The organism is Agromyces archimandritae (assembly GCF_018024495.1).
Classification (GTDB): Bacteria; Actinomycetota; Actinomycetes; order Actinomycetales; family Microbacteriaceae; genus Agromyces; species Agromyces archimandritae.
The window spans coordinates 1,990,437-2,011,629 of record NZ_CP071696.1 but is presented as its reverse complement, the minus strand read 5'-3'; the positions used below and the strand labels follow the sequence as shown (position 1 = coordinate 2,011,629).

Here is a 21,193-nt window from a genome sequence, read left to right as displayed (position 1 = left end):
CTCGCCCCACCCCACCCGCTCTCCCCACCTGCTCTCCCCGCCCGCCGAGCCGCTGCTTCCCTGCGCAATGCAGGAACGCACCCGTGTCGCGGGGCGTTCTCCCGCATGGCGGGCGCGACACGCCGGGTACGTTCCTGCATTGCGCAGGGGAGGCTGCGGCGAGTGGATCGGGTGATCGGCCGGCATCCACATCCGCGGCATCCACACCCGCGGCATCCGCCGCATCGCCCAGCCCCCACTCGGTTCTGCGCAATGCAGGAGCGCACCCGTGTCGCGGGGCGTTCTCCCGCATGGCGGGCGCGACACGCCGGGCGCGTTCCTGCATTGCGCAGAACACGGGACAGGTAGGCCGACAGCCAGGGCCGAGCGGTGAGTGGATCGGGTGACCGGGCGGCATCCACACCCGGCGCCCGGCGAGCGGTCCCCGGCACCCGGCCCCCGGCACCCGGACCCCGGCCCCCGGCACCCGGCGAGCGGTCCCCGGCACCCGGCCCCGGCCCCCGGCACCCGGCGAGCGGTCCCCCGGCACCCGGCCCCGGCCCCCGACACCCGGCACCGGCCCCAGGCCCCCGCCCCCGGCGCCGGCCCCCAGCCCCGGCGCCCGGCCGCACCCTTGCGCGGCGGTGCAGCGGCGTGGCACACTCGGAAACGCCTGGGTAAGCGCTTTCCCAGACCCGGGCGCGACCGCATCCACCCCAGCGAAGAGGACCCCCGTGGCAGAGCAGACCCTCGGCATCATCATGAACGGCGTCTCCGGGCGCATGGGCTACCGGCAGCACCTCGTGCGCTCGATCCTCGCGATCCGCGAGCAGGGCGGCGTGCTCCTCGGCGACGGCGAGACCCGCGTGCAGCTCGAACCGCTGCTCGTCGGCCGCAGCGAAGCCAAGCTCGCCGACATCGCCGCACGGCACGGGCTCGAGCACTACACGAGCGACCTCGACGCGGCCCTCTCCGACGAGCGGTGGGCGATCTACGCAGACTTCCAGGTCACGCGGGCGCGGGCCGGCGCGATCCGCCGGGCGATCGCCGCCGGCAAGGCGATCTACACCGAGAAGCCGATCGCCGAGTCGTTCGACGAGTCGCTCGAGCTCGCCCGCCTCGCCCGCGACGCCGGGGTGAAGAACGGCGTCGTGCACGACAAGCTGTACCTCCCGGGGCTGCTGAAGCTGCGCCGACTGATCGACAGCGGGTTCTTCGGGCGGATCCTGAGCGTGCGCGGCGAGTTCGGCTACTGGGTGTTCGAGGGCGACTGGCAGCGGGCCCAGCGGCCCAGCTGGAACTACCGCGCCGAAGACGGCGGCGGCATCGTCGTCGACATGTTCCCGCACTGGAACTACGTGCTCGAGAACCTCTTCGGCCGCGTCGAGTCGGTCTACGCCCGCGCCGTGACCGAGATCCCCGAGCGCGTCGACGAGGCCGGCCGGCCGTATGCGGCGACGGCCGACGACGCCGCCTACGCGGTCTTCGAGCTGGCCGGCGGCATCACCGCGCAGCTCAATTCGAGCTGGACGACGCGGGTGAACCGCGACGAGCTCGTCGAGTTCCAGGTCGACGGCACGCACGGTTCGGCCGTCGTCGGCCTGCACGGCTGCAGGATCCAGCCGCGCAACGCCACCCCGAAACCCGTGTGGAACCCCGACCTCGCCGACGCGCACGACTATGCCGCCGACTGGATCGAATCCCCCGGCAACGACGACTTCGCAAACGGGTTCAAGACGCAGTGGGAGGAGTTCATCCGCCACGTCGTCGAAGACGCCCCGCACCGCTACGACTTCCTCGCCGGCGCGCGCGGGGTGCTGCTCGCCGAGGCGGGGCTGCGTTCCTCGGCCGAGGGCCGGCGGGTCGAGCTGCCGCTCGTCACGGGTGCGGATGCCGCGACGCACACCTCGGTGGATGCCGCGGCGCCGGTGGATGCCCGGGCGCACCCGACCGGCCGAGCCACGGCATCCACCGGCGCATCCGCCCCCGCACCCGAGGGCGCCCGATGACCGCGCTCACCCTGCTCGACGCCGACGGCGCCCGTCGTACGGCGGAGCTTCGCGAAGCACCCGTGTTCGCCCGCCCGCGGCATCCGCTCACGAGCCGCACGGCGTTCGCCGCCGCCCACGTCGTGCCGAAGGCGCACGCCGACAACACGCCCGGCCGGCCGGCCGACATCGACTGGGACGCGACGCTCGCGTTCCGCCACCACATCTGGTCGTGGGGCCTCGGCGTCGCCGACGCCATGGACACCGCCCAGCGCAATATGGGCCTCGACCCCGCCGCCACCCGCGAGCTCATCGCGCGCAGCGCCGCCGAGGCCGCATCCGCCGGCGGCCGCCTCGTCGTCGGCGTCAACACCGACCACCTCGACGAGCAGCGCCCCGGCCTCGACACGATCGTCGACGCCTACACCGAGCAGCTGCACCACGCCGAAGACGCCGGGGCCGGCGTCGTGCTCATGGCGAGCCGGCATCTCGCGCGCGCCGCGGCATCCGCCGACGACTACCGCCGCGTCTACGACGCCGTGCTGGCCCGCGCCTCGGCGCCCGTCATCCTGCACTGGCTGGGGCCGGCGTTCGACCCCGAGCTCGCCGGATACTTCGGATCGGCCGACACCGCCGAGGCCGCGGGCACCCTGCTCGGCATCATCGCCGGCCGGCCGGAGCGGGTCGCGGGCGTCAAGATGAGCCTGCTCGACGCCGACGCCGAGGTCTCGGTGCGGCGGCGGATGCCGGGGCCCTCCCGCATGTTCACGGGCGACGACTTCCACTACGTCGATCTCATCGCCGGCGACGGGCACGGGCATTCGGACGCCCTGCTCGGCGCCTTCGCGGCCCTCGCGCCGAACGCCTCGGCGGCGATCCGGGCCCTCGACGCGGGCGACGAAGCCGGCTTCCGGGCCGTGCTCGGGCCCACCGAGGCCCTCTCGCAGCACGTGTTCGCCGCGCCGACGTTCCACTACAAGACGGGCATCGCCTTCCTCGCCTGGCTGAACGGGCACCAGCCGGCGTTCCAGCTCGTCGGCGGGCTCCATACGGCACGCAGCCTGCCGCATCTGTCGCGCATCGTGGAGCTCGCGAACGGGGCCGGCGCCCTCGAACGACCCGAACTGGCCGCGGCCCGCTGGCATGCCCTGCTCGCGGTGAACGGCATCGAGGCGCGAGTGGATGCCGGTGCGGCGCCCGCCGCGCCCGGGCGCCCCGCGGCATCCGCCGCACGGCCCGAACCGCGGCCCGCAGCATCCGCCGCCGAACCCGACCCGCAGCCCGCGGCCGCACCCGAGGAGGCCCGAGCATGAGCACCCACCCGCGCCTGTCGATGAACGTCGCCACCCTTCGTCACGCACCGTTCGCCGAATCGCTGGCCGTCATGACCGGCGCCGGCTACGAGGCGGCCGGCCTGTGGCGCGAACCCGTCGCCGCGATCGGCCTCGCCGAGGCCGCCGCACGCTTCGCCGACTCCGGGCTGCGCCTGTCGACCCTCTGCCGGCAGGGCTTCTTCACGATGCCCGAGAGCCCCGAACGCCGCGCATCCATCGACGAGAACCGGCGCGCCATCGACGAAACGGCCACGCTCGCTGCCGCCGGCGCAGACGGATCCCGCGCCGTGCTCGTGCTCGTCGCCGGCGGCCTGCCCGGCGGATCCCGCGACCTGCCCGGGGCCCGCGCCCGCGTCGCGGACGCCCTCGCCGAGCTCGCCCCGCACGCGGCCGGCGCCGGGGTCACGCTCGCCGTCGAACCGCTGCACCCGATGTACGCCTCCGACCGTGCCGTCGTCTCGACGCTCGCGCAGGCGCTCGACCTGGCCGCGCCGTTCCCGGCAGACGTCGTCGGCGTCACGGTCGACACCTTCCACATCTGGTGGGACCCGGAGGCGCGGGCGCAGATCGCACGCGCCGGTCGCGAGGGCCGCATCGCGAGTTTCCAGGTGTGCGACTGGGCCACCCCGCTGCCGGCGGACGTGCTGCTCGGCCGCCACTACCCGGGCGACGGCGTGATCGACATCGGGGCGCTGACGACGGCCGCGGTGGATGCCGGATACTCCGGCGACATCGAGGTCGAGATCTTCAACGAGGCGGTCTGGGCTTCGCCCTGGTCCGAGGTCGCACGCCGCACCGCCGAGGCCTTCGAGGCGTCGGTCGCGCCGCGGCTCGCGGCGGCTGTGGGCTGAACGCCGGGCGCGCCGGGCTCGGCCCGCGCTCCCGGGTTCAGCCCGCGCGCGGGTTCAGCCCGCGCGCCGGGCGCTCGGCACCGCCGTGCCGAGATCCAAGTCGGCGACGGCCACCGCCCGGCCGGTCTCGAGCGAACGGTTGCCGGCGAGGCCGACCGCGACCGAGCGCACGCCGTCGCGCCAGCCGGCGGCACGGCCGAGCGGGTCGTCGCCGGCGCCGACGAAGAGCTCGCGCAGCATGACCGCATCCCCGCCGCCGTGCGCGCCGGAACCCGTCGGGATCGGCACGAGCCAGGCCTCCTCGAAGTGGCGCTGCACGACGAGGCGGGTGCCGGCCGGTCGCACGGCGCCGCCGGCATCCGCTCGCGCCTCGGGCTTCGCGCTCGGGTCGACGGCGGGCCCGCGCGCGGCGACCGCCCCGCGTTCGACGACCGAGAGCTCGGCGCGGCCGGCGGTGCCGTTGACGGCGACGGTATAGCCCTCCCACGGGGCATGCGCGTTCAGGGAGTACGACATGCTCGCGCCGCGCCCGTAGTCGACGATGAGCGCGAGGTTGTCTTCGATCGTGATGCCCTCGTCGAAGACGTCGCGATCGCGCAGGTATCCGTCGTGGTGCTCCTGCTCGTAGTAGAGGCCGCGCAGCTGCGGGTCCTCGCGCAGGTCGAGGCTGAAGGCGTCGCGCAGCGGCGAGTCGACGGATCCGCGTTCCGGCCGGGCGCCGAGGCCGCGGCGGCGGGCGTTGTCGGCGCCGTAGAAGCGCAGCCCGCCGCTCGCGAAGACCCGCGCGGGCGTGTCGCCCAGCCACCAGTTGACGAGGTCGAAATGGTGCGACGACTTGTGGATCAGGAGGCCGCCGGAGTTCTGCTTCTCACGGTGCCAGCGGCGGAAGTAGTCGGCGCCGTGCGCAGTGTCGAGCACCCATTCGAAGTGCACCGAGGTGACCTCGCCGATCTCTCCGGAGGCGATGACGCGCTTCAGCGCAGAGTTGCGGGGCGAGTACCGGTAGTTGAAGGTGACGACGACGTCGCGGCCGGTGCGTTCGGCGGCGTCCGCGATCTCGCGCACGCCGGCCTCGCTCGTGGTGAGGGGCTTCTCGACGATCGCGTCGGCGCCGGCGTCGAGGGCGGCGGCGACGAGGCCGGCGTGGGCGTGGTCGGGGGCGGTGACGATGACGCGGTCGATGCGGTGCCGCCGGACGGCGTCGGCGAGGGCTTCGGGGGCGAAGCGGGCCGGCGGGCGCCGGCCGCCCAGGGCCGCCTCGGACCAGTCGAGCCGGCCGGGGTTCGGGTCGGCCCAGGCGACGAGTTCGGCGACGTCGGCGTGCGGGCCGGCGATGGCGTCGAGGTACATGCGGGCTCGGTGTCCGGCGCCGACGAGGGCGTATCGGGTGGTCATGCGGCTCCTTCGGGTGGATCGGGCGGATCGGGTGCGGTGCGTGCGCCGCGTGCCGTGCCGTGCCGTGCCCGCAGTGCATGGGAAAGCGCTTTCTCGATTCCGATTATGGCGATGCGCACCGGCTCCGTCAACGACCCGGACGGCATCCGGCCGGTACCGTGGACCGAGCAGAAGGGGAACGCCGTGGGCAGACGATCAGCCTCCACCACGATCGCGGAGGTCGCCGAGCACGCCGGCGTCTCGCAGGCGACCGTCTCGCGCGTCATGAACGGCCGATTCGTGGGCGAGCCCGCCGTCGCCGAGCGCGTCAGGGCATCCGCCGCCGAACTCGGCTACGTGCCCAGCCCCCTGGCCAGAAGCCTCGCGCTCGGCCGCACCCGCACCATCGCCTTCGTCGTGCCCGACCTCGCGAACCCCGCCTTCCAGGCCGTGCTCGCCGGCCTCACGAAAGCCGCCGCGCACGACGGATACCGGGTGCTCGTCGCCGACTCCGCCGAATCCCCCGGCGACGAAGCCGGACTCGCCGCCGAAGTACGCCGCCGCTGCGACTCGATCGTGCTCTGCGCACCGCGCATGCCCGACGACGAACTCGCCGCCCTCGCGCCCTCGCTGCACCCGCTCGTCGTCATCAACCGCCCCACCGCCCCCATCGACGCGCCGCTGCTCTCCATCGACTACCGCTCCGGCATCCAGGCCCTCGCCCGGCAACTGCACGGCCTCGGCCACCGGCACCTCGCCTACCTCGAAGGCCCGCCGGGCAGCGCCTCGAACGCCCACCGCCTCGCCGGCCTCGCCGAGTTCGAACGCGAAGCCGGCGATGTGCGCCTCGAGCGGATGCCGGGAGGCGTCCACGCCGAAGACGGCCTCGCCGCGGCCCGCGCCGTGCTCGACACCGGTGCCACCGCCGCCCTCGCCTTCAACGACCTCGTCGCCATCGGGCTCGTCAACGGACTGGCCGAAGCCGGCACGAACGTGCCGGGCGACATCTCCGTGACCGGATTCGACGACATCCCCTTCTCGCGCTTCACCGCCCCGTCGCTCACGACCGCATCCGTCCCGCACGGCGAACTCGGCACGGAATCCTGGCGACGCCTGCACGCCCTCATCGAGGGCGAGACGCCCGGGCACAACCTCATGTTCCAGCCGCGGCTCGAACTGCGCGAGTCGACGGCGGCGCCGCGCGCGTAGGCCGCGGCGATGCCCGCGCAACGGCGCCCTGCCGGCATCCATTCGCCCAGGCGCCCGTGCGAGCATGGTCACGCTTCGTCACATCCCGCAGCGCACCCCGGCGGCGCGGGCAGGCTGGAAGCGCACGAGAAAGAGGCCCGCATGACCGAACCCGCCGTCATCGTCCTGCACGACAACGCCGACTGGCTGCCGCCGTTCGAGCGCGCCTTCGCCGCCGAGGGCGTACGCCTCGAGCCGTGGCATCTCGGCGAGCGCACGATCCCGCTCGGCGAAGCCCCGGCCGACGCCGTGTTCTGGTCGCGGCTCAGCGCCTCGGCGCACACGCGCGGCGTTCCGCACGCCTTCGATACGGCCTCGGCGGTGCTCGCCTGGGCCGAGGCTGCGGGCCGGCGCGTGGTGAACGGCAGCCCGGTCGCCGCACTCGAGGTCAGCAAGGTGCGCCAGTACGCGCGGCTCGCCGCAGCCGGATTCGACGTGCCCCGCACGATCGCGGTCGCCGGCACCGCGGGGCTCGCCGAGGCGGCTCGCGCCTTCGACGGCCCCTTCATCACGAAGCACAACCGCGGCGGCAAGGGCCTCGGCGTGCGGCGTTTCGAGAGCGCCGACGAGCTGGCCGCCGCAGTGGATGCCGGACTGCTCGAGCATCCGCTCGACGGAATCACGCTGCTGCAGGAACTCCTCATCGCACCCGAACCCTTCGTCACCCGCGCCGAGTTCATCGGCGGCCGCTTCCATTACGCGGTGCGCGTGGACACGTCGACCGGCTTCGAACTGTGCCCCGCAGAGGCATGCGCGGTGCCCGGCGACGGGCCGGCCGAACCGCTGTTCCGGGTGCGGCCGGAGATCACGGCCGAGCACCCGCTGATCCGCCGCCTCGAGACGTTCCTGGCCGCACAGGGCGCCGAGATCGCCGGCGTCGAGTTCTTCGAAACCGTCGACGGCCGCACCGTGCCGTACGACGTGAACACGAACACGAACTACAGCCCCGACGTCGAAGCCTCCGTCGCGCTGCCCGCCGCGACCGCGATCGCACGCTTCCTCGGCGGCCTCGCCCGCGCATCCACCGCCCGCGCCGCCTGAGTCGCCGCGCACCCACCGCCCGCGCATCCACCCGCGCCCCACGCACACCCACCGCCCGCGCCGCCCGAGTCGCCCGCGCATCCACGCACACCCACCGCCCGCGCATCCACCCGCGCCGCACGCACACCCACCGCCCGCACATCCACCCGCGCCGCACGCACACCCACCGCCCGCACCGCCCGAGGCACAGCGCTTCCTCGCGCGTCCGCTCCTCCGCAATGCAGGAGTGCGCACGGCGTGTCGCACCGCCCCATGCGGCAGAACCGCCCGCGACACGATTCCGTTCCTGCATTGCGCAGAAAAAGCACTGCGCCGCCCGGGTCGCCCGCGCATCCACCGCCCACCCCCGAGGCACAGCACTCTCTCTCGCGCGCCCTCTCCTGCGCAATGCAGGAGTGCGCACGGCGTGTCGTACCGCCCCATGCGGCAGAACCGCCCGCGACACGATTCCGTTCCTGCATTGCGCAGAAAAAGCGCTGCACCGCCCGAGTCGCCCGCGCATCCACCGCCCGCACCGCCCGGGTCGCCCGCGCACCCACCGCCGCACCGCCCGAGGCACAGCGCTTCCTCGCGCGTCCGCTCCTCCGCAATGCAGGAGCGCGCACGGCGTGTCGTACCGCCCCATGCGGCAGAACCGCCCGCGACACGATTCCGTTCCTGCATTGCGCAGAAGAAGGCCCCGCGCCTCGGAAGCAACGCCGCACGCAGGGCGCGGCCCACCGGATGGTCAGCGCCCGCAGGCCCGCACGGCGATCAGCGCCCGCGGGTCGACTCCCGCACGACGAGCTCCGGCTGGAAGACGATCTGCTCGCGCACGAATCCCGGGCCGGCGGCGGCCTCGCGCAGCAGCAGGTCGACGGCGGTGCTGCCGATGAGCTGCGCCGGCTGCCGGATCGACGAGAGCGGCACCACGCCGGCGGCGGCGAAGTCGATGTCGTCGTATCCGATGAGGGCGATCTCGTCGGGAACACGCACGTCGCGGTCGGCGAGCAGCCCCTGCAGCACGCCGATCGCGAGCAGGTCGTTCGCCGCGAACACGGCGTCCGGGCGTTCGCCGCGCGGCCGTGACCGGATCGCCGCGCCCGCCCGGTGACCTTCGGCGACGGTCAGCGAGGCCGTCGGGATGACCTCGATCGCCGCCGCCGTGCCCTCGGCGGCGCGGCGGGCGCCGGCGAGTCGGTCGGTGACCTGGCGGATCGAGTCGGGTCCGCCGACGTAGGCGATGCGGCGGCGCCCGGTCTCGATGAGGTGACGCACGGCGAGCTCGCCGCCGACGAGGTCGTCGACGGCGACCGAGGAGAACGAGCGGTCGCCGGCCTCCCGGTCGACGAGCACGACGGGCGTGCCGCGCGAGCGCAGGCGTTCGAGACGCGGCAGGTCGTCGGCGAGCGGCGAGATGAGCAGCCCGTGCACGCGCTGCTCCTCGAAGAGATCGAGGTAGGCACCCTCGCGCCCGACGTCTTCGTCGCTGTTGCCGAGAAGCACCGCGAGTTCGTCGCCCGCCGCCCGGTCTTCGGCGCCGCGGGCGATGTCGGTGAAGAAGGGGTTGCGCACGTCGAGCACGACGAGGCCGATGGATCTGCTGCGGCCGGCACGCAGCTGTCGCGCGGCATCGTTGCGCACGAAGCCGAGCGCCTCGATGGCATCCATCACCCGGGCCACGGTCGCCGGGGCGACCTTCTCGGGGCGGTTCAGCACGTTCGAGACGGTGCCGACCGATACGGATGCCCGTGCCGCGACGTCGCGCACGCTCGCTGCCATTGCTCGCCTCCTTCGACGCCGATCCAATCACACCGCGGCGCGCCGGTCCGCTTCACGCCACCCCCGCACCGATCGCCCGCGTGCAGAACGCCCCTCCGCTCCGGGGGTCGAATCCCGCCATCCGGATCGCGTTCCGCCCCCGAATATGGCGGGATACGACCCCCGCAAGCGAGAAGAGGTGCGCAAGACGAGTGGATGCCGGGGCGCAGCGCGCGGTGCCCCCCCCCGTTCCGTTCCGTTCCCATCCGTTCCGGGGGTCAAATCCTGCCACCTGAACTGCGTTCCGCCCCCGAATGTGGCGGGATATGACCCCCGGAAGCGAGAAGGGGTACGCAAGGCGCGGGGCGCCGGGGTGCAGGGCGCGGGCGCGCAGGGAGGGCCCCGGCGGGGCGCCGGGGTGCAGGGCGCGGGCGCGCAGGGAGGGGCCCGCGGCGGGGCGCCCCGCCGCGGACTTGACGCGCTGCGGGGGCGTGATTAGAGTGACGACGATGTCTTGAAACGATTCATCGACACGGCGAGGCCGCCGGCGGGCTGCGCGAGCAGCGCGGCCGGAACGGGCGGCGCGCGGGAATCGACGGCACCGGCATCCATCCGAGAAGTAAGCAGGATCAATGACGACCACCCCACAGCCCGCCCCGGCGCTGGAACTGCGCGACGTCAGGAAGACGTTCGGTTCCGTCGTCGCGTTGCGCGCGGGCACCCTCGAAGTCCGGCCCGGCTCGATCCACGCGCTCGTCGGCGAGAACGGCGCCGGCAAGTCCACCCTGGTGAAGATCGTCGCCGGCCTCTACCGCCGAGACTCGGGCGAGTTCCGGCTCGAGGGCCGCGAGGTCGATTTCGGATCCACCGCGGAATCGAAGGCCGCCGGCGTCGCCGTCATCTACCAGGAGCCGACGCTCTTCCCCGACCTCACGGTCACCGAGAACGTCTTCATGGGCCGCCAGCCCACGGGCCGCTTCGGCCGCATCGACCGCAAGGCGATGCGCCGCGAAGTGGATGCCCTGTTCGCCCGACTCGGCGTGCGCATCGACCCCGAACGACCCGCCGAGGGCCTCTCGATCGCCGACCAGCAGGTGATCGAAATCGCCAAGGCCGTCTCGCTCGACGCGAAGGTGCTCATCATGGACGAGCCGACCGCCGCGCTCTCGGGCGTCGAAGTCGACCGGCTCTTCGCCATCGCCCGGAGCCTGCGCGACGAGGGCCGCGCGCTCGTGTTCATCTCGCATCGCTTCGACGAGGTCTTCGCACTCTGCGACACCGTCACCGTCATGCGCGACGGCGCGTACATCGCGACGAGCCCGATCGCCGACACGAGCGTCGACGAGATCGTGCGGCAGATGGTCGGCCGCGAGGTCACCGAGCTGTTCCCCAAGCAGGAGGCCGAGATCGGGCAGCCGCTGCTCGAGGTCGACGGGCTCACGAGCGCCGGGGTCTTCCACGACATCCGCTTCACCGTGCACGCCGGCGAGATCGTCGGCCTCGCCGGACTCGTCGGCGCCGGCCGCTCCGAGGTCGCCCGCGCCGTGTTCGGCGTCGACGGCTACGACACCGGCCGGGTGCGGATGCGCGGCAGGACCGTGCCCGCGAAGAACCCGTCGGCGGCGATGCGGCAGGGCATCGCGCTCGTGCCCGAGGATCGCCGCAAGCAGGGCCTCGTGCTCGAGTCCTCGGTCGCGCACAACATCACCCTCGCGATCCGCGGCCAGCTCGCCAAGGCCGGCATCATCACGAACGGCTTCGAGAACACCGCCGCCCAGCTGTGGGCGAGCCGGCTGGAGGTCAAGGCCAACGCGCTCGACACGATCGCCGGGACGCTCTCGGGCGGCAACCAGCAGAAGGTCGTGCTCGGCAAGTGGCTCGCCACGAAGCCGGACGTGCTCATCATCGACGAGCCGACCCGCGGCATCGACGTCGGAACGAAGTCCGAGGTGCACCGCCTGCTCTCCGAGCTCGCCGGGCAGGGCATGGGCATCCTCATGATCTCGTCCGAGCTGCCCGAGGTGCTCGGCATGGCCGACCGCGTCCTCGTCATGCGCGAGGGCCGCATCACCGCCGAGATCGACCGCGAGCAGGCGACGAGCGAGAACGTCATGTTCGCCGCCACGCACGCCGCCGAAGACGGCACGCCCGGCGCCCCGACCCCCGCGCCCCACGCATCCGGAGACCGCTCATGACCGCCGCAACCGCCCAGCCGCCGACCCCCGCGAAGACCGACGTCACCAAGCGCCTGAACCGCATCGGCGCGGCCCGCGAGCTCGGCATCCTCCTCGCGCTCGTCATCGTCGTCGTCGCGGCCACGGTCGCGAACCCGAACTTCCTGTTCTCCTCCGACGGGTTCCGCGACCTGCTGCTGACGCCGTCGATCCTCGTGCTCGTCGCCGTCGGGCAGGCGATCGTGCTCATCACGAAGAACGTCGACCTGTCGGTCGGGTCGGTCCTCGGTCTCACCGCCTACCTCACCGGCCGGCTGTTCATCGACATCCCGGGCATCCCGATCATCGCCGTCTTCCTCATCGGCATCGTCTTCGGCGGCCTCCTCGGCCTCGTCAACGGCGCCCTCGTCGCCTTCGCGAAGGTTCCAGCGATGGTCATCACCCTCGGCACCCTGTACGCCTACCGCGGCATCAACGTGCTCTGGACGGGCAGCGACCGGGTGAACGCCTCCGACCTGCCGCGCGAGTTCCTCGCCCTCGGCACGGGGCAGATCCTGTACATCCCGATCCTCACGATCATCGCCGTCGTCGTGCTGATCGTCGCCGCCTGGGTGATGAAGAACATGCGCAGCGGTCGCGAGTTCTACGCGATCGGATCCGATCCGGCCGCCGCCGAACTCTACGGCCTGCGGGTCACCCGCCGCCTGCTCACCGCCTTCGTCGCCTCGGGCGCTCTGTCGGGTCTGGCCGGCGTGCTGTACGCCGCCCGCTACGGCACGATCAACTCGCAGGCCGGCTCGGGCTGGGAGCTGGATGCCGTGGGCGCTGCCGTCATCGGCGGCGTCGCGATCGTCGGCGGCGTCGGCAGCGTGTGGGGGGCCGCGATCGGCGCCGTGCTGCTGCTCACGATCAACCGGGCGCTGCCGATCCTCGGCATCCCCGACTTCTGGCAACGCGCCGTCGTCGGCGTGCTCATCATCGGCGCGATCGTGCTCGACCGGGTGCTCGCGCTGCGCCAGAAACGAAAGCTCCTCGAGGCAAGGGACGACAGCTGATGACGAGCATCACGACCGGCGCGCCCGCGCGCAGCTACCCCGCATACGCCAGGCCGCTGTGGAAGCGCGTCCTCCTGACCCGCGAGATGGCGATCATCGCCCTGCTCGTGATCGTCGTCATCGTCGCGAGCGCGACCGTGCGCGGCTTCGGCCAGCCGATCACGATGACCTACCTGCTGCTGGACGTCGCACCGATCCTGCTCATCGCCCTGCCCATGACGCTCGTCATGATCACCGGCGAGATCGACCTGTCGGTCGGCAGCATGGTGGGCCTGGCGAGCGTCACGACCGGCGTGCTCACGCAGTCCGGGATGCCGTTCGAGCTCGCCGCGCTCATCGCGCTCCTCGTCGGCGGCCTCGGCGGGGCCTTCAACGGATTCCTCGTCACCGTCGTCGGGCTGCCCTCGCTCGCGGTCACGATCGGCACGCTGGCGCTCTTCCGCGGCCTCGCGGTCGGCCTGCTCGGCACGACGGCCGTCACCGAGTTCCCGGAGTTCTGGACCGACCTCGCGAAGGCGAAGATCGGCGAGACCGGCATCCCGGTCATCGTCATCCCGTTCCTCGTGCTGCTCGCGGTCTTCGCGATCGTGCTGCACTACACGCCCTTCGGTCGCGGCATCTACGCGATCGGCCTCGCCAAAGAGGCGGCCCACTTCTCGGGCGTCAAGGTCGAGCGCACGAAGTTCATCCTCTTCGTCCTCACCGGCCTCGTCTCGGCGCTCGCCGGCATCTACTACACGCTGCGCTTCGGCAGCGCTCGCGGCGACAACGCGACCGGCATGGAGCTGCAGGTCATCGCAGCGGTCGTGCTCGGCGGCGTGAGCGTCTTCGGCGGCCGCGGCGCGCTGCACGGCGTCGTCGCCGGCGTGCTGCTCATCGGCGTGCTCGCCAGCGCCCTGCGCCTGGCGAACGTCACGAGCGACGTCATCAACATCATCACCGGGGCACTGCTCGTGATCTCGGTGGTGTCGTCCAGCCTCCTCGCCTGGCTGGCGCGCAAGCGCCGGTCGGCCGGGGGACCCCAGCGCGACTCGGTCTCCACAGCAGGGTAACCAGACCGCGCGACCGCCGGGGCGCACCGCTTCCGGCATCCACACGACAAGGGAGAACAACGATGTTGTTTCAGAAGAAGACCCGCGCAGGGGCCCTCGCCGCACTCGCGGTGAGCGTCGCGCTGGTCGCGACCGGCTGCGCAGCCGGCGGCGACGGCGGCGACGGATCGGGCGATCTGTCGATCACCTTCCTGCCGAAGAACCTCGGCAACCCGTACTTCGACACCTCGAACGCGGGCGGCGAGGAGGCCATCGAGGAATTCGGCGGCAGCTACAACGAGGTCGGCCCGGCCGAGGCGACCCCCGACGGCCAGGTGAGCTACATCAACACCCTCACCCAGCAGGGCGTCGGCGCGATCGCCGTGTCGGCGAACGACCCGAAGGCCATCTGCGACGCCCTGAACGAGGCGCGCGACGCGGGCGTGAAGGTCGTCACCTTCGACTCCGACACGAACACCGACTGCCGCGACATCTTCGTGAACCAGGCGGATGCCGAGGGCATCGCGAAGACGCAGATCGACCTCATCGCCGAGCAGATCGGCGGCGCGGGCGAGATCGCGATCCTCTCCGCCGCGGCGAACGCGACGAACCAGAACGCGTGGATCGAGCTCATGGAGGAGTACCTGGCCTCCGACTACCCGGAGATCACGCTCGTCGAGACCGTCTACGGCGACGACGACGACCAGACCTCCTTCGACAAGACGGCGGCGCTGCTGCAGACCCACCCGAACCTGAAGGGCATCGTCTCGCCGACGACCGTCGGCATCGCCGCGGCCGCCCGCTACCTGTCGACCTCCGAATACCAGGGCAAGGTGGCCGTCACCGGCCTCGGCACCCCGAACCAGATGCGCGAGTACGTCGAAGACGGCACGGTCACCGCGTTCGCGCTGTGGAACCCGGCCGACCTCGGCTACCTCGCCGCGTTCGCGGCGAAGGCGCTCATCGAGGGCGACATCACCGGCGCCGAGGGCGACACCTTCGAGGCCGGCAAGCTCGGCGAGTACGAGGTCGGCGCCGACGGCGTCGTCCTCCTCGGCGACCCGTTCGTGTTCGACGCGGACAACATCGGCGACTTCGACTTCTGAGTCGCGGGGGCCCGGCTGCGGCCGGGCCCCTTCCCCGCAGTGGATGCCGAGGGGCGGCGCCCCCGGCATCCACTGCGACCCGGCATCCATGCCGCGCATCCACTGCGACCCGGCATCCACCCCCGAACTCCGCGAAAGGCGCACCATGGCACGCATCTGCTTCCGGCTGCAGGTCGACCCGGCCAGGCTGGGCGAGTACCGCGAGCGGCACGCGGCCGTGTGGCCGGACATGCTGCGCGCGATCGAGGCGAGCGGGCGGCGCGACTATTCGCTGTTCCTCGGCGAGGACGGGCTGCTCATCGGCGTGTACGACACCGATGACGATGCGGCCTCGCAGGCCGCGCTCGACGCCGACCCCCGCACGGCCGCTTGGGAGGCCGACATGGCCGGCTTCTTCGTCGCCCTGCCCGGCGAACGCGCCGACCAGTCCGCCCCGCACCTGCCCGAGGTCTTCCGCCTCGAGGACCAGCTCGCCGCCCTCGACCCCGATACCCCGTGACTGGACGCAAATGCAGGGTCCGCGGCATCCCGCACCCTGCATTTGCGTCCACTCGCGAACCGATCCACGCACAGAAAGCTGAAACCGATGAGCATCCTCCGCGATGACGTCCTCGCCGAACTCGAGGCCCAGGCCATCGAGCTGCCCAGCTGGGCGTTCGGCAACTCCGGCACGCGCTTCAAGGTGTTCGGCACCGCCGGCACCCCGCGCGACCCGTACGAGAAGATCGCCGACGCCGCCCAGGTGAACCGGTACACGGCCCTCGCGCCGACCGTGGCCCTGCACATCCCGTGGGACAAGGTGCCCGACTACGCCGACCTCCGCCGCCACGCGGAGTCGCTCGGAGTGAAGCTCGGCACGATCAACTCGAACACGTTCCAGGAGGACGCGTACAAGTTCGGCTCCCTCACCCACGAGGACCCGAAGGTGCGCCGGCAGGCGATCGACCACCACCTCGAGTGCATCGACATCATGGACGAGACGGGCTCGCGGGATCTGAAGATCTGGCTCGCCGACGGATCCAACTACCCCGGCCAGGCCGATATCCGCGGCCGGCAGGATCGCCTGCACGAGTCGCTGCAGGAGATCTACGCGCGCCTCGGCGACGAGCAGCGCCTCGTGCTCGAGTACAAGTTCTTCGAGCCCGCGTTCTACCACACGGACGTGCCGGACTGGGGCACGAGCTACGCGCAGACCGCGGCGCTCGGCGAGAAGGCGATGGTGTGCCTCGACACGGGCCACCACGCGCCCGGCACGAACATCGAGTTCATCGTCATGCAGCTGCTGCGCCTCGGCAAGCTCGGCTCGTTCGATTTCAACTCGCGGTTCTACGCCGACGACGACCTCATCGTGGGCGCCGCCGACCCGTACCAGCTGTTCCGCATCGTGTTCGAGGTGATCCGCGGCGGCGGCCTGAACAACCCCGATGTGGCGTTCATGCTCGACCAGTGCCACAACGTCGAGGACAAGATCCCGGGCCAGATCCGCTCGGTGCTGAACGTGCAGGAGATGACGGCGCGGGCGCTCCTCGTCGACCACGAGGCGCTGCGCGCGGCGCAGCTCTCGCACGATGTGCTCGAGGCGAACCGCGTCTTCATGGATGCGTTCCAGACGGATGTGCGGCCGGCGCTGGCCGAGTGGCGCGAGTCGCGCGGTCTGCCGGCGGACCCGATGCGCGCCTACCTCGATTCCGGCTACTTCGAGCGGATCGCCGACGAGCGGGTCGGCGGCGTCCAGGCCTCCTGGGGGGCGTGAAGCCCATGCCCCGCCGCCGGTCGAGTAGGCGCGCAGCGCCGTATCGAGACCCCGTCACCGGGTTTCGATACGGCGCCTGCGGCGCCTCCTCAACCAGCGCCGACACCGCCCGGGGTTTCGATACGGCGCCTGCGGCGCCTCCTCAACCGCCGGTCGAGTAGGCGCGCAGCGCCGTATCGAGACCCGTACCAGCATCCATCGAATGAAGGACCCACTCCCATGAACGAGACCGCAGCCGAACTCATCGCCCGGTCGAACCGACTCGGCGCCGATCCGAAGAACACGAACTACGCGGGCGGCAACACCTCCGCGAAGGGCACCGACATCGACCCGGTCACGGGCGAGCCGGTCGAACTGCTCTGGGTGAAGGGCTCCGGCGGCGACCTCGGCACCCTGACCGAGTCGGGGCTCGCGGTGCTGCGCCTGGACCGCATGCGTGCGCTCGTGAACGTGTACCCGGGTGTGGATCGCGAAGACGAGATGGTGGCCGCGTTCGATTACGCCCTGCACGGCAAGGGCGGGGCGGCCCCGTCGATCGACACCGCCATGCACGGTCTCGTGGATGCGAAGCACGTCGACCATCTGCACCCGGATTCGGGGATCGCGATCGCGACGGCCGCCGACGGCGAGGAGCTGACGGCGAAGATCTTCGGCGACGAGGTCGTGTGGGTGCCGTGGCGGCGACCGGGCTTCCAGCTGGGCCTCGACATCGCCGAGATCAAGCGGGCGAACCCGCAGGCGATCGGCTGCATCCTCGGCGGCCACGGCATCACGGCGTGGGGCGACACGTCGGAGGAGAGCGAGCGCAACTCGCTGTGGATCATCGACACGGCCGCCGCGTACATCGCCGAGCACGGCGCGGCCGAGCCGTTCGGCCCGGTGCGGCCCGGCTTCGAGCCCCTCGAGCCGGCCGAGCGCCGCGCGAAGGCGGCGGCGCTGGCCCCGGTGATCCGCGGCCTCGCGAGCTTCGACAAGCCGACCGTCGGCCACTTCACCGACAGCGACGTCGTGCTCGAGTTCCTCTCCCGCGAGCGGATGCCGGAGCTCGCCGCCCTCGGCACGAGCTGCCCCGACCACTTCCTCCGCACCAAGGTGAAGCCGATGGTGCTCGACCTGCCCGCCGGCGCATCCATCGAGGAGTCGGCGGCACGCCTCCGGGAGCTGCACGAGGCGTACCGGGCCGACTACGCCGCCTACTACGAGCGGCACGCGACCCCCGACTCCCCCGCGATGCGCGGCGCCGACCCGGCGATCGTGCTCGTGCCGGGCGTCGGCATGTTCAGCTTCGGCAAGGACAAGCAGACCGCCAGGGTCGCCGGCGAGTTCTACGTGAACGCGATCAACGTGATGCGCGGCGCGGAGGCCCTGTCGACGTATGCGCCGATCGACGAGGCGGAGAAGTTCCGCATCGAGTACTGGGCGCTCGAGGAGGCGAAGCTGCAGCGCATGCCGAAGCCGAAGCCGCATGCGACGCGCATCGCGCTCGTGACGGGCGCGGCCAGCGGCATCGGCCTGGCGACGGCGAAGCGGCTCGCGGCCGAGGGCGCGTGCGTCGTGATCGCCGATCTCGATCTCGAGAAGGCGCAGGCGGCCGCGGCCGAGCTGGGTACCGCGGATGTCGCGATCGGCGTGGCGGCGAACGTCACCGACGCGCAGGCGGTGCAGGGCGCGATCGACGAGGCGGTGCTCGCCTTCGGCGGCCTCGACCTCGTCGTGAACAACGCGGGCCTCTCCCTCTCGAAGCCGCTGCTGGAGACCACGGAGGCCGACTGGGATCTGCAGCACGACGTCATGGCGAAGGGTTCCTTCCTCGTGTCGAAGGCGGCCGCGCGGGTGCTCATCGACCAGGGCCTCGGCGGCGACATCGTCTACATCTCCTCGAAGAACTCGGTGTTCGCCGGCCCGAACAACATCGCCTATTCGGCGACGAAGGCCGATCAGGCTCACCAGGTGCGCCTGCTGGCGGTCGAGCTCGGCGAGTACGGCATCCGGGTGAACGGCATCAACCCCGACGGGGTTGTGCGGGGCTCCGGCATCTTCGCGAGCGGCTGGGGGGCGAACCGGGCGGCGACCTACGGCATCCCGGAGGAGAAGCTCGGCGAGTTCTACGCGCAGCGCACGATCCTGAAGCGGGAGGTCCTGCCCGAGCATGTCGCGAACGCGGTGATCGTGCTCACCGGGCCCGAGCTCAGCCGCACGACGGGCCTGCACGTGCCGGTCGACGCGGGCGTGGCGGCGGCGTTCCTGCGATGAGCACGGCGGGGGTGGATGCCGGGGCGCACGGCCGCCCGCACGCCGCGCGTGCCGGCACCGTCGCCGCCGTCGATCTCGGCGCGACGAGCGGGCGCGTCATCGCCGCCCGCGTCTCGTCGAACGAACTGTCGATGCGGCAGCTCGCGCGTTTCCCGAACGATCCGGTGCGTCTGGCCGACGGCCTGCACTGGGATCTTCCGGGCCTGTACCGGGGCGTGCTCGGGGGCTTGCGGGCCGCGTTCGCGGCGGGGCCGGTCGCGAGCATCGGCATCGACTCCTGGGCGGTCGACTATGCGCTCATGCGCGGCGAGCGGATGCTCGGGCTGCCGTTCCACTACCGCGACGAGCGCACGCAGGCGGGGGTGGATGCCGTGCACGCACGGGTTCCCTTCGCCGAGCTGTACCGCCGCAACGGTCTGCAGTTCCTGCCGTTCAACACCCTGTACCAGCTCGCCGCCGAGCCGACCGCGCTGCTGGAGGCGGCCGATACCGCCCTGCTGATCCCCGATCTCATCGCGTTCCAGCTGACCGGGGCGCGCGTCGCCGAACGCACGAACGCCTCGACGACGGGGCTGCTCGGCGTGCGCACCGGTGCCTGGGACGAGGAGCTCATTGCGCGCCTCGGCATCCACCGCGGCCTCATGCCCGAGCTCGTCGACCCGGGTGCCGAGATCGGGCCGCTGCGGGCCGGGCTCGCGGCGGAGCTGGGCGCCACGGCATCCACCCGCGTCGTCGCGGTCGGCTCGCACGACACCGCCTCGGCCGTCGTCGGCGTGCCCATGTCGCCCGGCGCGGCCTACATCTCGTGCGGCACCTGGGGGCTCGTCGGCGTCGAACTCGACGCGCCCGTCACGAGCGATGCGGCGCGCGAGGCGAACTTCACGAACGAGGGCGGCGTCGACGGGCGCATCAGGTTCCTGCGCAACGTGATGGGGTTGTGGATCCTGAGCGAGACCGTGCGGCAGTGGGAGCGGGAGGACGGATCCCCCGTCGACCTGCCGGCTCTCCTCGCCGCCGCCGAGGCCGTCACGACGAGCCCGGCGGTCTTCGACGTCGACGACGCCCGCTTCATGCCGCCCGGCGACATGCCCGCCCGCATCGCCGAATGGTACCGCGAGCACGGCGTGCCGGTGCCGGCCTCCCGCGCCGAACTGGCCCGCTCGATCGTCGAGAGCCTCGCCGAGGCCTTCGCCGGCACCGTGCGGGCGGCCGCCGAACTCTCCGGCACCGAGGTGCGAACCGTCCACCTCGTCGGCGGCGGGTCGCAGAACGCCCTGCTCTGCCGGGCCGTCGCCGATCGGCTCGGGATGCCGGTGCTCGCCGGCCCCGTCGAGGCGACCGCGATCGGCAATGTGCTCGTGCAGGCCCGCGCGGCCGGTTTCCTCGCCGGCGATCTCGAAACCCTGCGCGCCCTCGTCGCCCGCATCATGCCCCCCGTCCGATACGAGCCGGGCGGGCGCGCAGGCGCGCTTTGCGATACTGGTCCGCGATGAAGGCGCACGAAGCGGTCATGAAATGGGTGACCGACGAACTCACCAGCGGCAGACTGCACATCGGCGACCGCCTGCCCGGTGAGCGCCAGCTCGCCGAGACGCTGCAGGTCTCGCGCAACTCGCTGCGCGAGGCCCTCAGGGTGCTCGAGGCGCTCGGCACGATCCGCACCTCGACCGGGTCGGGGCCGCAGTCGGGCACGATGATCACCGCCGATCCCGAGCAGGCGCTGACCCTCGCCCTGAATCTGCAACTGGCGACGAGCCACGTCGGCCACGACCACATCTACGAGGTGCGGCTGCTGCTGGAGACCTGGGCCGCCGCGCACTCCGACCCCGAGCTCGGCGACTGGGAGCAGGCCGGCCACCTGCTGGAGCGCATGGACGACCCGGCGCTCTCGCTCGAGGACTTCCTGCAGCTCGACGCCGAGTTCCACGTCACCGCGTCGCGGTCGGCGGCGAACCCCCTGATCAGCACCCTCATGGAGGCGCTGCGCCTGTCGATCTTCGACCACACCGTGAGCCGGGCGAAGGCGCTGCCCGACTGGTCGGCGACCTCGGAGCGGCTGCGCGCCGAGCACCGGGCGGTCTACGAGGCGCTCCGCGCCGGCGACGCCGAAGAGGCGGCGATCCTGCTGGAGCGGCACATCCGCGGGTACTACCTGGAGACGCAGGCCTGAGCTTCGGGTGCGGATGCCGCAGGGCGCGGGTCCGGCATCCACACCCCGCTCGGCGCGTTCCGCCGCGGCGGCGCGGCCCGGCATCCACCCCCGAAG

General features: G+C 72.3%; 16 protein-coding genes. 14 read left to right on the top strand and 2 right to left on the bottom strand.

Annotated features, from left to right (window positions below; translation table 11 throughout):
- Positions 1–740: 740 nt before the first annotated feature.
- The 3 genes from G127AT_RS09130 to G127AT_RS09120 are packed head-to-tail and all read left to right on the top strand — an operon-like array spanning position 741 to position 4,152.
- Positions 741–1,988: a Gfo/Idh/MocA family protein gene (locus G127AT_RS09130; protein ID WP_210901998.1), complete on the top strand. Its 1,248-nt coding sequence runs from the start codon at positions 741–743 to the stop codon at positions 1,986–1,988.
- A complete protein-coding gene (locus G127AT_RS09125; protein WP_210896202.1) occupies positions 1,985–3,280 on the top strand; it encodes a DUF993 family protein in 1,296 nt (431 codons plus the stop codon). Before G127AT_RS09130 ends, G127AT_RS09125 begins: the two co-directional genes overlap by 4 nt.
- A complete protein-coding gene (locus tag G127AT_RS09120) occupies positions 3,277–4,152 on the top strand; it encodes a sugar phosphate isomerase/epimerase family protein (RefSeq protein ID WP_210896200.1) in 876 nt (291 codons plus the stop codon). Before G127AT_RS09125 ends, G127AT_RS09120 begins: the two co-directional genes overlap by 4 nt.
- A gap of 54 nt (positions 4,153–4,206) precedes the next feature.
- Here the strand turns inward: G127AT_RS09120 and G127AT_RS09115 are convergent, their stop codons facing one another.
- A complete protein-coding gene (locus G127AT_RS09115; RefSeq protein ID WP_210896198.1) occupies positions 4,207–5,547 on the bottom strand; it encodes a Gfo/Idh/MocA family protein in 1,341 nt (446 codons plus the stop codon).
- A gap of 183 nt (positions 5,548–5,730) precedes the next feature.
- On the opposite strand from G127AT_RS09115, the gene G127AT_RS09110 reads away from it, so the two are divergent.
- Together G127AT_RS09110 and G127AT_RS09105 are read left to right on the top strand one after the other, a co-directional pair.
- The gene (locus tag G127AT_RS09110; RefSeq protein WP_210896196.1) at positions 5,731–6,735 is read left to right on the top strand and encodes a LacI family DNA-binding transcriptional regulator; all 1,005 of its coding nucleotides are present in this window, start codon (positions 5,731–5,733) and stop codon (positions 6,733–6,735) included.
- A gap of 141 nt (positions 6,736–6,876) precedes the next feature.
- On the top strand, positions 6,877–7,815 hold the full coding sequence (locus G127AT_RS09105) for an ATP-grasp domain-containing protein (RefSeq protein WP_210896194.1): 939 nt from the start codon (positions 6,877–6,879) through the stop codon (positions 7,813–7,815).
- Positions 7,816–8,568: 753 nt separating this feature from the next.
- On the opposite strand, the gene G127AT_RS09100 is transcribed toward G127AT_RS09105, so the two are convergent.
- Positions 8,569–9,576, bottom strand: coding sequence for a LacI family DNA-binding transcriptional regulator (locus G127AT_RS09100; RefSeq protein ID WP_210896192.1), 1,008 nt, complete (start codon positions 9,574–9,576; stop codon positions 8,569–8,571).
- Positions 9,577–10,187: 611 nt separating this feature from the next.
- Here G127AT_RS09100 and G127AT_RS09095 point away from each other — a divergent pair.
- The 9 genes from G127AT_RS09095 to G127AT_RS09055 all read left to right on the top strand — a co-directional run bounded on the left by G127AT_RS09095 (position 10,188) and on the right by G127AT_RS09055 (position 21,097).
- Entirely contained in the window at positions 10,188–11,750 is a 1,563-nt protein-coding gene (locus G127AT_RS09095) for a sugar ABC transporter ATP-binding protein (protein WP_210896190.1), read from the top strand.
- The gene (locus G127AT_RS09090; protein WP_210896188.1) at positions 11,747–12,784 is read left to right on the top strand and encodes an ABC transporter permease; all 1,038 of its coding nucleotides are present in this window, start codon (positions 11,747–11,749) and stop codon (positions 12,782–12,784) included. The genes G127AT_RS09095 and G127AT_RS09090 overlap by 4 nt, the downstream gene beginning before the upstream one ends.
- Positions 12,784–13,836: an ABC transporter permease gene (locus G127AT_RS09085; RefSeq protein ID WP_210896186.1), complete on the top strand. Its 1,053-nt coding sequence runs from the start codon at positions 12,784–12,786 to the stop codon at positions 13,834–13,836. The genes G127AT_RS09090 and G127AT_RS09085 overlap by 1 nt, the downstream gene beginning before the upstream one ends.
- Positions 13,837–13,898: 62 nt before the next feature.
- Positions 13,899–14,921, top strand: a complete 1,023-nt coding sequence (rhaS, locus tag G127AT_RS09080) for a rhamnose ABC transporter substrate-binding protein (protein ID WP_210896185.1) — start codon at positions 13,899–13,901, stop codon at positions 14,919–14,921.
- Positions 14,922–14,964: 43 nt separating this feature from the next.
- The gene (locus G127AT_RS09075; RefSeq protein ID WP_342344035.1) at positions 14,965–15,420 is read left to right on the top strand and encodes an L-rhamnose mutarotase; all 456 of its coding nucleotides are present in this window, start codon (positions 14,965–14,967) and stop codon (positions 15,418–15,420) included.
- Positions 15,421–15,507: 87 nt separating this feature from the next.
- On the top strand, positions 15,508–16,674 hold the full coding sequence (rhaI, locus tag G127AT_RS09070) for an L-rhamnose isomerase (RefSeq protein WP_210896183.1): 1,167 nt from the start codon (positions 15,508–15,510) through the stop codon (positions 16,672–16,674).
- A gap of 219 nt (positions 16,675–16,893) precedes the next feature.
- The gene (locus G127AT_RS09065; RefSeq protein ID WP_210896181.1) at positions 16,894–18,927 is read left to right on the top strand and encodes a bifunctional aldolase/short-chain dehydrogenase; all 2,034 of its coding nucleotides are present in this window, start codon (positions 16,894–16,896) and stop codon (positions 18,925–18,927) included.
- Entirely contained in the window at positions 18,924–20,420 is a 1,497-nt protein-coding gene (locus G127AT_RS09060; protein ID WP_210896179.1) for a rhamnulokinase, read from the top strand. The genes G127AT_RS09065 and G127AT_RS09060 overlap by 4 nt, the downstream gene beginning before the upstream one ends.
- Positions 20,417–21,097: a FadR/GntR family transcriptional regulator gene (locus G127AT_RS09055; protein WP_210896177.1), complete on the top strand. Its 681-nt coding sequence runs from the start codon at positions 20,417–20,419 to the stop codon at positions 21,095–21,097. Before G127AT_RS09060 ends, G127AT_RS09055 begins: the two co-directional genes overlap by 4 nt.
- The last annotated feature ends 96 nt before the right edge of the window (positions 21,098–21,193 follow it).

Bases quoted from the DNA above. Each gene is read 5' to 3' on its own strand.
- G127AT_RS09095 (WP_210896190.1), top strand. From the start codon at position 10,188: ATGACGACCACCCCACAGCCCGCCCCGGCGCTGGAACTGCGCGACGTC.
- G127AT_RS09125 (WP_210896202.1), top strand. From the start codon at position 1,985: ATGACCGCGCTCACCCTGCTCGACGCCGACGGCGCCCGTCGTACGGCG.
- G127AT_RS09055 (WP_210896177.1), top strand. From the start codon at position 20,417: ATGAAGGCGCACGAAGCGGTCATGAAATGGGTGACCGACGAACTCACC.
- G127AT_RS09090 (WP_210896188.1), top strand. From the start codon at position 11,747: ATGACCGCCGCAACCGCCCAGCCGCCGACCCCCGCGAAGACCGACGTC.
- G127AT_RS09085 (WP_210896186.1), top strand. From the start codon at position 12,784: ATGACGAGCATCACGACCGGCGCGCCCGCGCGCAGCTACCCCGCATAC.
- G127AT_RS09065 (WP_210896181.1), top strand. From the start codon at position 16,894: ATGAACGAGACCGCAGCCGAACTCATCGCCCGGTCGAACCGACTCGGC.
- rhaS (WP_210896185.1), top strand. From the start codon at position 13,899: ATGTTGTTTCAGAAGAAGACCCGCGCAGGGGCCCTCGCCGCACTCGCG.
- G127AT_RS09105 (WP_210896194.1), top strand. From the start codon at position 6,877: ATGACCGAACCCGCCGTCATCGTCCTGCACGACAACGCCGACTGGCTG.
- G127AT_RS09130 (WP_210901998.1), top strand. From the start codon at position 741: ATGAACGGCGTCTCCGGGCGCATGGGCTACCGGCAGCACCTCGTGCGC.
- G127AT_RS09060 (WP_210896179.1), top strand. From the start codon at position 18,924: ATGAGCACGGCGGGGGTGGATGCCGGGGCGCACGGCCGCCCGCACGCC.
- G127AT_RS09115 (WP_210896198.1), bottom strand. From the start codon at position 5,547: ATGACCACCCGATACGCCCTCGTCGGCGCCGGACACCGAGCCCGCATG.
- G127AT_RS09120 (WP_210896200.1), top strand. From the start codon at position 3,277: ATGAGCACCCACCCGCGCCTGTCGATGAACGTCGCCACCCTTCGTCAC.
- G127AT_RS09075 (WP_342344035.1), top strand. From the start codon at position 14,965: ATGCCGAGGGGCGGCGCCCCCGGCATCCACTGCGACCCGGCATCCATG.
- rhaI (WP_210896183.1), top strand. From the start codon at position 15,508: ATGAGCATCCTCCGCGATGACGTCCTCGCCGAACTCGAGGCCCAGGCC.
- G127AT_RS09100 (WP_210896192.1), bottom strand. From the start codon at position 9,576: ATGGCAGCGAGCGTGCGCGACGTCGCGGCACGGGCATCCGTATCGGTC.